This window comes from Paenibacillus sp. Marseille-Q7038, assembly GCF_965111595.1.
Genome location: NZ_CBCOOM010000001.1, coordinates 2,925,407 through 2,938,443, shown reverse-complemented (window position 1 = coordinate 2,938,443; position 13,037 = coordinate 2,925,407). Strand labels below are relative to the sequence as shown.

The following is a 13,037-nucleotide window of genomic DNA, read 5'->3' as shown; positions in this document are numbered from 1 at the left end:
TTCCCCTCCATTGGTCCTTCAAGTCTATCTGTAGTTTATTAATATGTGACTTGTAGCAAAAAGGGACTAGCCAAACATACAATTGGCTTGCAAATGAGTAGAATCTAGTTGTTTAACTATGATTTACAGGTAGATTGTTTACTTGTCATCGGAATTCAATGAAGAAGATAAGAGAAGGAATAGTATTTTCACCATGTGGAAGGCTATAACTGTAGTGAACAGTTAATAGTCTTATTTTATTTATCTACCTTCAGATCAAGCTCAAACTTCAATTTCGTATATAGATGAGCGTATGATGGTTTACAATTCCAGTTCGAAATGATAATCTAATTTCACAGATTGATGATCTATAAAAACAGATCGATAAAAGGAGACTTATTTATGAATGAGGAAATGCTGAATATTTCCGTTCAACAATCCAAATTATTAAGCAGTGCGTTGCGAGTGAAAATTATGAAGTACTTGCTCGATTCTCCGAAAACCTCAAAGCAAGTTGCTGATCTTCTTGGTGAATCAGGTGGGAATGTTCACTACCACATCAAAAAATTGTATGATGGCGGTCTGCTTGACATCGTGGAAGAGAAAAAGAACGGAGGGGTTACCGAAAAGTACTATCAATCCAAGTCGAAATGGTTTAACACAGAAGGAGCAGAAATCATTGATCCCGTACTCAGTGATCAATATGAGTCCGCAGATGCAACCAAATTAAGCATTCGGTTGGAGTTAACTGGGGCGCAGAAAGAAGAAATGGCCAATGAATTTAGAGGCTTTCTGGAACGTTGGCTTGAAAAATCTACAGCGGATAGGAATGATGATAAACAAGAATTTAGTATTGGAGTCAAGATCATATCGACAGAGCCTAAGCAAGAGAAGAAAGGTTGAGTGATCCATCAATGAATCTGTTCATGAATCGGAATTTTCTATTTATGTTCTTGGGAAGGCTCGTCACGAATGTAGGAGACTCTATCTATGCGGTAGCGGCGATGTGGCTGGTATCGGAGCTTGGCGGCTCTACTTTTTATACGGGACTCGCTGGTTTCCTCTCACTAATCCCCAGGTTTATTCAATTCTTCAGCGGCCCGATCATCGACCGAATATCGATACGGCATCTGCTCATCCATACTCAGCTCATCCAAGCTTTTCTACTCTTTATTATTCCTGCAGCAAGTTATTTTGGTCAGCTGAATATTGTCCTTGTTCTTATCATTTCACCGATTATATCAATCTTCAACACACTCATATACCCCGCACAGATGTCATCGTTACCTTCTTTCGTTAGTAAAAAAGATCTCACCAAAGCGAACTCCTATTTCACCTTTGCAGGTCAGGGAATCGATACCTTCTGTAATGCAGTATCCGGTGTACTTATCGTAATCATCGGAGCTGTCTCCATTTATTTACTGGATTCCGTCTTATTCATAATCAGTGCTATTTTATTTTCTTTCCTCCGAATTCCGAAGCATAAGCAGCAAATGGAACTTGAACAGAGTCAGCCCGCTAAAGAGGAGAACATATCAGCGATATTACAACGCTATAAAACAGAACTCCTGGAAGGAATCCAAATTCTATTAGGTAAATCGTTCTCGAGACTTCTTTGGGGGATGATTGTCATTAATTTGGTCGGGGGAGCAACGTTTGTGGTTTTGCCTGCGTTTAGTAAATTACATGGGGGGCCCGAATTGTATGGGCTTTTACTGATGGCGCAAGCGATGGGGAGTATGTTTGGAGCTTTGATCGCTCCTTTTTTGAAACTGGAGAGAATCGGTATGGGGCTTATCTATGCTGTTGCGTTTTCGGTGAGCGGTATATTGTGGACCCTTAGTGTACTAAGCCCAAATATCTGGATGATGATGATTATATACGGTTTGTCTTGGGTTCCCGGTGGAGTGACTAATATTCTGATCAATTCTTATATTCAGAAAGGAATTCCTCAGCATCTATTAGGTAGAGTATTCTCAGCATCATATAGCCTCAGCGGTATTGCAGCGCCTATTGGATCGTTATGCGGAGGTATTTTGGGAGAGTTGTTTGGAAGTGAAGTGATTATTGGCTTAAGCGGACTGTCTGTGTTGTTGATTGGTCTGTATTGGTTGTTTGATAAGACAACCCGGAAGCTCCCAAGCTCTGATCATGTGACGGATAGAGTATTCCAGGCATAAGAAATTTTGTATAGCTAATCTAAAAAAACACCCTAAAAGAGTAGACATTTTCCGTGAGTGTCCATTCTTTAGGGTGCTTTTTACCTTCAGGCATCTGCCATATACGCACTTACACAGGCTTCGCATACACAAGATTTCCCTCTTTGTTCGTCTGAAATTTGCGCAAGTAGTAGTTTGGGTACAGATAGATTCATGCACCAGCACTCCTCAGCAGGTCTTCCCGCAGCAAAAGCACAATGATTAGGTTTACGGCATAGAGGGCAGATCAGCGGATTATTCATGTAGCGTGTGTCCATATCGAACCTCTCTAACTGAATTATAATTTCATTTAGTTTATCATATTTGTGCCGGGAGCCGTAGATGCTCTGTGTGACAGAACAGAATGGCGCATGTAAAAATAAAATTCCTACCTTACAGATCTTCAGGTTTTTTTTCGATGGTTAGTCCGGGCACATGTTTTTTGGACATTAATTTCCGTTTCTTACGGACGTCTTTCGACTCAAATACAATATCAAGGTCATACTCTTCTGGATACAGTTCTTCGGCAGAGATTTGAAGTTGTAATCTTTTACGAGCGATCTGAATTCGTTTGCCTCTTACCAGCACGGTACATTGACCTCTTGCATCCGTATCTACAACAATACCAGACTCCTTCATAAAAGGAATCAGTACACGATCTCCCGTTTTTATCGGTTTGTCCTTCTGTTTCTCCTCACTGTCCTCTTGAGGACTTGAGAGAGCAGGCTGCTCCTTCTGGATCTTCGGCTGTAAATCTTGCTGTTGTGCTTCCTCGTGGCGATTAGGCTGAGCGGTAGAGGAATCTTCCACCGTTCTTGCTGGTGTAGTCGCTGCAGATGCCACTGAGAAGGGGAAGGCAATTGCGACTGGTTTAGCTGCAATTTCTCTTGACCGTTCAATGATATGAGGTGGTATTCCGAGCTTCAGTGCAATCGCAAAAGCGTAGCTTTGGCCCGCTTGCCCAATCGTTAGTCGATAGAGCGGTTTAAGCGATTCTGTGTCGAATTCCATCCGCGCATTTTCAAAACCAGGCGTACTGCCGGCAAAGTTTTTGATCTCGGTAAAGTGAGTCGTGGCAACAACAACCGCCTTTCTTTTATGCAATTCTTCAAGCAGGGCAATCGATAATCCGGTGCCTTCACCAGGATCTGTCCCAGAAGCCATTTCGTCAATCAGGACGAGAGTCGATGCAATCGCTGTACGCAGAATATCAATCATGTTCTTAATGTGTGCAGAAAAAGTACTCAGTGCATGTTCAATGCTCTGTCCATCTCCAATATCCACGGAAATCTGTTCAAACATGCTGAGTTGACTTCCTTCCCCAGCAGGAATAAGCAGACCCGATTGTGCCATTAGCGTAAGCAAACCAATCGTTTTTAAACAAAGCGTTTTTCCGCCTGTATTGGGCCCTGTAATAATGAGAGACCGATAGGAATCACCAATATGGAAATTGAGCGGGACCATGTTTTTTACAAGAGGATGCCTTGCTTCATGTAAATGGATGCTTCCATCACTCGTTATTTCCACAGATCGTGCCTGTATAGATAGAGCATAACGTGCTTTTGCCAATAGAAAATCGTACAGACCTACCGTATCGGTATTCACTTGTAGTTCATAATGATAAGAATCAGCTAGCTGGGTAAGCTCACTAAGGATTTTACTTTCCTCACGTTGTTCCTGTACTTTGTGCATGTTCAGTTCCATTTGGAGCATCGAAATATCCACGGGTTCAATAAATACGGTCTGACCGCTTGCTGACTCGTCGATGATGGTACCTTTTAGCTGTTTTCGAAACTCTTTTTGAATAGGAAGGCAATAACGATCGCCCCTTTTTGCAACTAACTGATCTTGTAAAATGGAACGGTGCTTGTTTAATAAAGTGTCCAGTTTCTTTTTCAGTCGATCTTCGGTGATTGCTACTAGTTTACGGGTTTTCGCCAGTTCCTTGCTAGCCTGATCCGTAATTCGTCCTAGATGAATACATCTTTCTATTTCCTCCCTAAGGGAATCCAAGGTATGCATGGAATTCGCATAGGATGCCACGCTTGGAGCGATGTCTTGTTTGCTGATCATATATTTCTGGAGTTGATGACAACTTCTCAAAAACTGCAGCAGATTCATAAAATCTTGTTCTGTAAACAGATAACCGGTACCCAGTAGATGCATGATATTCTCCATCCCCGTTAGGGAAGGAAGCGGAATGCTGGAACTATAACGGATCAGCTCCAGAGCTTCTTCTGTTTCCCCAAGTTTCTGACGAATGAGCTTTACATTCATGATCGGTTCAAGTTGCTCTATTTGAGCCTCACCGAGATAGGATACTGCATAACCTTTCAGTTGTTCTTTTACCATGCCGAATTCAAGACGCTGTTTACTGCTCTTATTCATGTGATAAGCTCCTTTTCCTTTTATAAAGTGTGGTGAAAAACAGAAAAAGGCAGAGCAATGAACGATTGCGCTCATTGCTCTGCCTTTTATGGGGAAGTTTCGGATAGGTAAGGCGTACGATAAGAAGGATTGATCGCAGAAGGTATGATCTGCATCCTCTAAAAGCTTGTGGCTTACAGAGCATACATAAATTCTTCGCCAATCATATCTGTATATCTACGCAACCTTTTTTGTTAACGTTACCTTCAAGAAGTAATGGAGGTACAAAAAGACCGTGCTGAAAAACAGCACGGCCTTACGTTCACAATAATATCCGGGGGGTGACTACCCGCTGGAGAGTTATGTTGTCCGCTGTTCTTAACTGATTTCACGAGGATGATCTAGCCGCCATAGCAGGGCATCGAAAAATAAACGTCGCTATAGAGACGAAAAAAAGAAATCCTCAGTATGAAATTTGATTAGTTAAGAACATACCCCGACATGAAATTCTCTCCTTTGAATAGATGTTATAAACTACTATATGCGGCAACAGATGAAATGTCAAACCTGGGTTGCCCATGATCATATCCTGGTGTAAACTGGAAAGGATTCTAAAACTAAATCGTAGAACGGGAGCCTGCGGAAGCAAGCTGAGAGTACAACTAATCTGTTGTTGACCGGTGGAACCTGCCATGGATAATGCCAGCGTAGGGAGCGAACATGTATATTTACGCATGCATTCGCATGCGTTTTTTTGTGCATTCTGCAAAAAAAATCATGATTCTTCTTGGGATAATGTAAGGCTTATCTCATGCCTCAGTTATCTATCTTTTCACCGCCAAAGACATTAGATCAGACTCCCTTATCTCGAGAAAGAAAGGTCTGATGAAACATGCCGAATATAAAGAAACTATCATCCCTCATTACCCGCATTCATGAAGAACAGCCCTTAATCCATAACATAACAAATACGGTAGTCACGAACTTTACGGCTAACGGTCTGCTTTCACTTGGCGCATCACCCGTTATGGCCTATGCGGAGGAAGAAGTGTCCGACATGGTCCAAAATGCTCGTGCGCTGGTACTCAATATCGGCACCTTAACGACTGACCTTGTAAACGTCATGATCGTGGCAGGAAAAGCTGCGAATGCTTATGGAGTCCCAGTATTGCTTGATCCAGTTGGTACGGGAGCAACACCTTATCGTACGGATGCGGCCCTTCGCATGATCCGTGAGGTGAATGTAACTTTGATCCGAGGCAATGCAGGGGAGATCAGCCACCTGATTGGCGAATTCATGACTGTTAAAGGGGTGGACGCAGGTCAAACCGAGATATTAGAAAGAGCACAGTTAGCCATACGTGCTGCACGTACGCTTGGAACCGCCGTCATTGTATCCGGACCAGAAGATGTGATTACGGATGGAGATGTGGGATATGTCGTGAAGTCAGGCCATTCTCTATTAACGCGCGTGACAGGAGCAGGGTGTTTGCTTACTTCTGTCATCGGTGCGTTTTTAGCTGTTGAACCTTCCATAATGGAAGCAGGAACTGCTGGTCTTGGATTTTACGGAGCCGCAGCGTTAAAGGCAGCAGAGAACAGAGGACAAGCGGGGCCTGGTAGTTTTCAGATTGCTTTTCTGGATGAATTATCGAATCTTACTCCATCTTCTTTTGAAGATTATGTAACGGTCTTGGATCTTCATTCTTTGTTCAGTAAGGAGGGGATTTAGGATGCCCGTTGTGAAAACATTAACCATTGCAGGATCAGACAGCGGAGGCGGGGCTGGTATTCAGGCTGACCTCAAGACCTTTCAGGAGCTGGGTACCTTTGGCATGTCGGCAATTACTGCGGTCACTGCGCAAAATACACTTGGGGTACAGGGAGTTCATCCCCTGCCTGCTCATTTCGTAGTGGAGCAGATCGATTCCGTATTTTCTGATTTGAGACCGGATGCCGTGAAGACAGGGATGCTGTTTGGCAGTGAAATTATTGAAGCGGTAGCGGAAAGGATTAGTAGGTACCATGTGAACAAGCTGGTCATAGATCCCGTGATGATTGCCAAAGGTGGAACCTCTCTGCTGAAGTCGGAAGCGGTGGAAGCTCTTATCTTGCATCTGCTTCCGCTTGCGCTTGTCGTTACGCCAAACATTCCGGAAGCCGAGGTCATGACGAGAATGGAGATTCACACCGTTGCCGATCGGAAGGAAGCGGCAAGACGATTACACGATCTAGGTGCGGCAAATGTGATCATCAAAGGTGGGCATGATGCGGTGAACGACATCATAATGGACATTTTATATGACGGTACATCTTTCACAGAGCTTTCGGGAAGACGCGTTGATACCGTTCATTCTCATGGGACGGGCTGTACGTTCGCAGCGGCACTTACGGCACAATTGGCCAAGGGAACAGATATGAGAGAAGCAACATGGATCGCGAGAGAATTCGTGCAAGCTGCTCTTACCGATGCACTGGGTATTGGAAGCGGACATGGTCCTACGAATCACTGGGCATACGCCAAGCATAAGGGAGTGATGGTATGACCCGAATTTCTAACAATCGTATGAAGAGATTACTCCAAGTGTATTTTGTGATGGGGAGTCAAAATTGCAAGAGATCACCGGTGGTTACGTTAACCGAAGCGCTTAATGGCGGTATTACCTTATTTCAGTTTCGAGAGAAGGGTCTCGGATCACTTAGTGGAGCGAAACGGACGGAACTTGCTATTCGATTGCAGCAGCTCTGCCGAGAAAAAAGCGTTCCCTTCATTGTCAATGATGATGTAGATTTGGCGCTTGCGATCGGAGCGGATGGTGTGCATATCGGGCAAGACGATGAAGAGGCAGCAAAGGTAAGAGAGCGAATCGGCCATATGATTCTCGGCGTTTCTGCCCATACAATGGAGGAAGCCAGAATAGCAGAAGATCAAGGTGCTGATTACATCGGAGTCGGGCCGATTTATCCCACGAGTTCCAAAGAGGATGCACATGCCGTGCAGGGACCGGAGATTATTGAATCTATGAGGTTGCAAGGCATGGACATGCCCATCGTTGGGATTGGGGGCATTACTGGGATGAATGCAGCTAAGGTGCTGGGGGCAGGAGCAGACGGAGTAGCGGTGATTTCAGCGATCAGCCTGGCAGATGATATTGCAAAGAGCGTTAAGCGGCTGCGACGTTAGAAACATAAGAATAAAATGAGAAGGATACCTGACATCAGTTAGGTATCCTTTTTTCATGAACAAAATCATCATTTGCTTGTTATTTTCCTAACCTCCTTGAATTTCCTGTTAAACATAACACGGATATAAAGCTGTAAGTGCCGAAGGCACAAATTAACCGAGATATTTTATATATTTATCCAAAATTACGTTAATTTAGTTTACATGGTTGGCATCTTCCCAGTACATTGGTCTTAACAACGAACGAGAAAGTGGTGATGTGATGAGCGAACGTTATCAAGGAATGGCATATGATCAGCTGTTCCTGCCCAGATTGTCAGGACCGGAAATCGGCGAATTAGCAAAAACAGGGGCAATGGTTATCTTACCAATTGGTGCAATGGAACAGCATGGTCCGCATCTTCCTGTTTACACCGACACACTGATTGGAGAAGGGATATTAACGGAAGCATTCATGCATCTTACTCGTGACGATCATATCTGGCTATTGCCCCATCTACCTTATGGAAAAAGTAACGAACATACTGGCTGGAATGGAACAGTTACACTGTCCGCTTCCACTTTAATGGCTGTGCTGATGGATATAGCGGATAGTCTTGCGAAAACAGGCTTCCAGAGACTCGTTCTATTTAATACACATGGCGGTAACATAGATGCTCTAAATTTAGTAGCGAGAGATATCCGCGAAAAAACAGGCATGTACGTTTTTCGACTGGACGGCGGCGGATTAGATGATGAGAAGGACCTGCTTACACAGGAAGAACGAATGTATGGCATTCATGCTGGAGATTCCGAGACTTCCATGATCATGGTTTTACATAGGGATTGGGTTCATGAAAATAAACTTCCAAATGAATTCCCTCCCATTATACCAGATAGAAAACTTCAATTTAGCAATAAACGATTTGCTTGGCTGATGAAAGATCTGTCTTCTTCCGGTGCTTGTGGTAATGCACAGCTGGCAACGGAAGAGAAGGGGAAGGCGATTCTTGCCTCCGCTGGTAGAAATGCAGCAGAACTATTTAAAATGATGGCTGTATTTAGTTTTAATCAGAAGAATGGTCCAATTGGATTCTTACCAAGGGAGAGATGACATATGAGCAGTATCATTAGCACATCAGGGATAATGCCAGCTGTAAAAAAAGGATCCACTCCGCTCGTAGAAATGGAAGGAATCAGTAAAATTTATCAAACAGGTACCATTGCACTCCAAGATGTAAATCTCTGTATTCCCGAAGGGGAGTTTGTCAGCTTTGTAGGTCCGTCTGGCTGTGGTAAATCAACGATTTTCAGGCTGATTGCCGGTCTTGGAGATCCAACGTCAGGAACGATGCGGCTCATGGGAATGGACCCGGCAGAAGCAAGGAAGCAAAGTGATATTTCATTTGTTTTTCAGGATGCCACACTGCTCCCCTGGTGCAAAGTGATTGATAATGTGACGCTGCCGATGGAACTGCGCAAAATACCCAAGCAGGAGAGAATCGACAAGGCCATGCATGTACTGGAAATGGTCGGTCTTCAAGATTATGCTCATGCTTTGCCAAGACAGCTGTCCGGCGGGATGAAGATGCGGGTGTCTATTGCAAGAGCATTGGCATCTGAGCCAAAGCTGCTTTTGATGGATGAGCCTTTTGGAGCACTGGATGAAATGACAAGGCAGACCCTGCAAGATGAACTGCTTGGTATATGGCAAAAGGATAAAAAAATGACGGTATTGTTTGTTACACATAACGTATTTGAAGCCGTCTATTTGTCCACCTCCATCGTGGTTATGACATCTAGACCCGGTAAGATTGCAGAAACTATTCCCGTTCCCGTTCCGTTTCCGCGCAATGAGACTTTCCGTACTGCATCCGAATTTAGTCAGCTTGTGGGTCAAGTCTCGGATGTACTGCACCACTAAGTAACAGGTTACCCTGGATTGTTATGTAAACAAAGGAGGGAATCATGATGGCAATCGAAGCGGAAAAAGCCTTCATGCTTGGACTAGGGATAGATCGAGTACTGCTTGATTCAGGCTCAAGAGAGAAATTATCCAAGGATTATTACTGGTATTCTCCCGTACTGGAGAAGAAACTGCATGATAAGTTAGCGGATGGCATTATTCAACCTGAGACCGATGAGGAAGTGGTGAAGGTGCTGGAGATTGCCTATGCGCATCAAATGCCTGTTACGGTCAGAGGAGCAGGAACAGGAAATTACGGACAGGCCGTTCCGCTGAACGGTGGAATTGTACTCGATCTGAGTAAACTGGATCGCATTGTAGAGTGGGGTGAAGGATGGGCCCGGGTACAGTGCGGCGTGAAATTAGGCATGTTAGAGCGGGAAGCTCGGTTACGAGATAGGGAACTTCGAATTTACCCGAGCACGTATATGAAAGCAACGGTTGGCGGTTTTGTCTGCGGAGGTTCGGGCGGAATCGGGTCGATCACTTGGGGAGACCTGTGGGATGGAAATGTGTTAGAGGCCACCGTGTATACGATGGAAGAACAGCCGAAAAAGATGATCGTAAGCGGCGATGAGCTTCATGCCTATATTCATAACTATGGCACAACCGGTATTTTGACGGAACTTGTTATTCCGCTAGCACCAAAAACAGAATGGATACAATCCATCGTATTTTTTGAGGATTTTATGCAGTCTATGGAATTCTGTTATACCTTGTCTCTTGATGAATCGATTTGCAAACGACTCGTTTCCCCGCATGAATGGCCCATACCCTCTTTCTTCCGACCGATCAAAAAATTCATTCGCCAGAATCAGGCGGCAGTACTTCTAGAGACAGCAGAAAGGACGCTTCCGCAAGTTAACGAACTTGCACAGACCTTTGGCGGCGAGGTAGGTTACTCTGTTCCATCCGAGAAATACCGAAGCGGCATTGGCTTGTCTGATTTTGGATGGAATCACACTACCCTATGGGCGCTCAAATGTGAGAATAATGTTACGTATTTGCAGGCAGGATTCTCCCTAGAACATTTCAGAGAACAGATCAAGCTCGTAAAAGATACATTTCAGGACGAAGTGCTGCTTCATTTTGAGTGGATGCGGAGCCGAGGGAAGGTAAGTCCTGCTTCTCTTCCTATCATCCGGTATACAACGGAGGAGCGACTGAATGAGATCATTGATTTCTTTAATAAAAATGGTATTTACGTAGCAAATCCACACACCTATTCTTTGGATTCCGGCGGCCGCGGAATTTTGCCGCTGATGAAACAGCGGAAGCTGGAGAATGATCCGCTAAGACTGCTGAACCCAGGAAAAATCGACTAAAGTGCCCTAAGAAAGAAAGGACGTGCGCGACATGGCAATGAATCAACCAAAGCTTGCATATGAGAAGAGCAGTCAGGACGGAAATGGAACACCCACCTCTACTACTGAGATGTTGGCAATCCCTCCAGCACAGAAAAATAATGAGTTTTTAGAGAAATTCATTCCCCCAGCCATTGCTTTTGTTGTGGTAGTCGCGCTGTGGGAGATTGTGACCCGAATGCTGGGATATGCTCCTTACCTGCTGCCAAAGCCTTCTGATATTGTACTTGCTGCTGTAGAGAACTGGAGTAATCTGATGACGTCTGTACTCACAACAGTGTATGAATCGGTACTCGGTTTTTTGCTTAGTATCGTAATCGGGGTAGCTGGGGCGGTACTGCTCGCCAGTTCCAAAATCATTGAAAAAGCAGTGTATCCTTACGCGATCGTCCTGCAGACGATTCCGGTCGTTGCGATTGCACCGATTATTGTTATCTGGTTTGGAGCGGGGGTTAACTCCATCGTCATTATCGCTTTTCTGATCGGATTCTTCCCGATGATTTCTAACACGCTGATTGGTCTGAACTCTACCGAAGGCAACATGCAAAATCTGTTCAAACTGTACAATGCTTCACGCTGGCAAGTAATGTGGAGACTTCGCCTGCCAGCTGCACTGCCATACATTATTGCTGGACTTAAGATATCTTGTACACTTTCCGTTGTCGGGGCCATTGTCGGTGAATACATTGCGGGTATTGGCGGCGGTCAAGGTGGACTTGGTTATGCAATTACGGTAGCTTCATCGAGACTTCAAACGCCTTACCTTTTTGCTTGTGGACTCTCTGCTTCTGTCCTTGGAATTACCTTTTTCTTGATCGTTAGTGCGTTTTCAAAATGGGCACTCAGCTCTTGGCATGAATCAGAAATGAAATCAGAGAACTAGGAACAGAGTTCATATGATAAGGGGGAAGCGGCGAATGAATCAAAAGGGACTTCCGTTAAAGAAAAGAATGCTCGGATTTACCGTATCGATGACACTCACTCTTATATTTGCTGGTTGTAATGCGAGTACGGGAACGGGGACAACAGGCGGGGATGCAAGTGCAGAGAAAGAGCCGGCGAAGAAGGTGAAGATTACGCAAGTCACCAACTGGTTTGCACAGCCCGAGCACGGCGGACAGTATGCTGCACTTGCGAAAGGGTACTATGAAGAAGAGGGCATTGATATGACCATTGAACCTGGCGGACCTCAAGTGTCTACTATGCAGATTGTGGCTTCCGGTAAAGCACAGTTTGGAATGGGGCAGGCTGATGAAGTGCTCACCGCCAGAGATTCCGGGATTCCCGTTGTTGCTATTGCAGCAATATTTCAAAAAAGCCCCCAAGCCATGTTGTTTCATGCCGATGCGGACATTACAGATTTTGAAGATCTGGACGGTCGAAGTGTGTATACGGCACCTGGCTCTGGTTATTGGGACTTCATTAAGAAGAAGTACAATCTAAATGAAGTGAAAGATATGGCTTACACCGGACAGTTCGTTAACTTTATCGAAGACAAGAATGCGGTCACGCAGTCCTATATAACGTCGGAGCCCTTTACACTGAAGCAACAAGGGGTTGAGACCAAATATTTACTTACTTACGATGCTGGTTTCCAGCCCTATTCCAATGTTTTATACACGACAGAGGCGTTTCTGAAGGAACATCCTGATGTAGTAAAAGGGTTCCTCGCCGCTTCCGTAAAAGGTTGGAATTACTACAAGGATAATTATGAAGAAATGAATGAAGTACTAAAGGAGAGAAATCCGGATCTGACACTAGAAGGGATGAAATATGGGGCGGAACAGGAGATGCAGCTGATTTTTACAGAGGAAACGGATGCTGGCGGCATGGGGATGATGTCCGAAGAACGCTGGACCAAACTACAGGGCGATATGTATGATCTTGGTTTGCTTAAGAGTAAGGAAGACATCGCAGGGGTTTTTACAACAGCATATCTTCCACGGGCCGAATAAAAATAGATAATAGCGTACCTCCTGCCATAGGGCAGTCATGATCTG

At 44.6% G+C, this 13,037-nt stretch carries 12 protein-coding genes; 10 read left to right on the top strand and 2 right to left on the bottom strand.

Annotated features, from left to right (window positions below):
* Window positions 1–381 precede the first annotated feature (381 nt).
* Entirely contained in the window at window positions 382–882 is a 501-nt protein-coding gene (locus ACWPWY_RS13910) for an ArsR/SmtB family transcription factor (RefSeq protein WP_454192222.1), read from the top strand.
* Window positions 879–2,159, top strand: a complete 1,281-nt coding sequence (locus ACWPWY_RS13905; protein ID WP_454192221.1) for an MFS transporter — start codon at window positions 879–881, stop codon at window positions 2,157–2,159. Before ACWPWY_RS13910 ends, ACWPWY_RS13905 begins: the two co-directional genes overlap by 4 nt.
* Before the next feature lie 86 nt (window positions 2,160–2,245).
* On the opposite strand, the gene ACWPWY_RS13900 is transcribed toward ACWPWY_RS13905, so the two are convergent.
* Together ACWPWY_RS13900 and ACWPWY_RS13895 are read right to left on the bottom strand one after the other, a co-directional pair.
* Window positions 2,246–2,455, bottom strand: coding sequence for a cysteine-rich CWC family protein (locus ACWPWY_RS13900; RefSeq protein ID WP_454192220.1), 210 nt, complete (start codon window positions 2,453–2,455; stop codon window positions 2,246–2,248).
* Between the two features lie 115 nt (window positions 2,456–2,570).
* Window positions 2,571–4,565, bottom strand: coding sequence for an endonuclease MutS2 (locus tag ACWPWY_RS13895; protein ID WP_454192219.1), 1,995 nt, complete (start codon window positions 4,563–4,565; stop codon window positions 2,571–2,573).
* Between the two features lie 871 nt (window positions 4,566–5,436).
* Between ACWPWY_RS13895 and thiM the strand changes: the two genes are divergently transcribed.
* The 8 genes from thiM to ACWPWY_RS13855 all read left to right on the top strand — a co-directional run bounded on the left by thiM (window position 5,437) and on the right by ACWPWY_RS13855 (window position 12,992).
* Entirely contained in the window at window positions 5,437–6,276 is an 840-nt protein-coding gene (thiM, locus tag ACWPWY_RS13890; protein ID WP_454192218.1) for a hydroxyethylthiazole kinase, read from the top strand.
* 1 nt (window position 6,277) lies between these two features.
* The gene (gene thiD / locus ACWPWY_RS13885; RefSeq protein WP_454192217.1) at window positions 6,278–7,090 is read left to right on the top strand and encodes a bifunctional hydroxymethylpyrimidine kinase/phosphomethylpyrimidine kinase; all 813 of its coding nucleotides are present in this window, start codon (window positions 6,278–6,280) and stop codon (window positions 7,088–7,090) included.
* Window positions 7,087–7,728, top strand: a complete 642-nt coding sequence (gene thiE, locus ACWPWY_RS13880) for a thiamine phosphate synthase (protein ID WP_454192216.1) — start codon at window positions 7,087–7,089, stop codon at window positions 7,726–7,728. Before thiD ends, thiE begins: the two co-directional genes overlap by 4 nt.
* Before the next feature lie 262 nt (window positions 7,729–7,990).
* Window positions 7,991–8,821, top strand: coding sequence for a creatininase family protein (locus ACWPWY_RS13875; protein ID WP_454192215.1), 831 nt, complete (start codon window positions 7,991–7,993; stop codon window positions 8,819–8,821).
* A gap of 3 nt (window positions 8,822–8,824) precedes the next feature.
* Window positions 8,825–9,631 carry an ABC transporter ATP-binding protein gene (locus tag ACWPWY_RS13870; RefSeq protein ID WP_454192214.1) on the top strand — a complete coding sequence of 269 codons (807 nt, stop codon included), beginning with the start codon at window positions 8,825–8,827 and terminating at the stop codon, window positions 9,629–9,631.
* 44 nt (window positions 9,632–9,675) lie between these two features.
* Complete coding sequence (locus ACWPWY_RS13865) at window positions 9,676–10,998, top strand: FAD-binding oxidoreductase (protein WP_454192213.1); 1,323 nt, start codon at window positions 9,676–9,678, stop codon at window positions 10,996–10,998.
* Between the two features lie 109 nt (window positions 10,999–11,107).
* Window positions 11,108–11,920 carry an ABC transporter permease gene (locus ACWPWY_RS13860; RefSeq protein WP_454192888.1) on the top strand — a complete coding sequence of 271 codons (813 nt, stop codon included), beginning with the start codon at window positions 11,108–11,110 and terminating at the stop codon, window positions 11,918–11,920.
* Window positions 11,921–11,954: 34 nt separating this feature from the next.
* On the top strand, window positions 11,955–12,992 hold the full coding sequence (locus ACWPWY_RS13855; RefSeq protein ID WP_454192212.1) for an ABC transporter substrate-binding protein: 1,038 nt from the start codon (window positions 11,955–11,957) through the stop codon (window positions 12,990–12,992).
* Window positions 12,993–13,037: the final 45 nt, after the last annotated feature.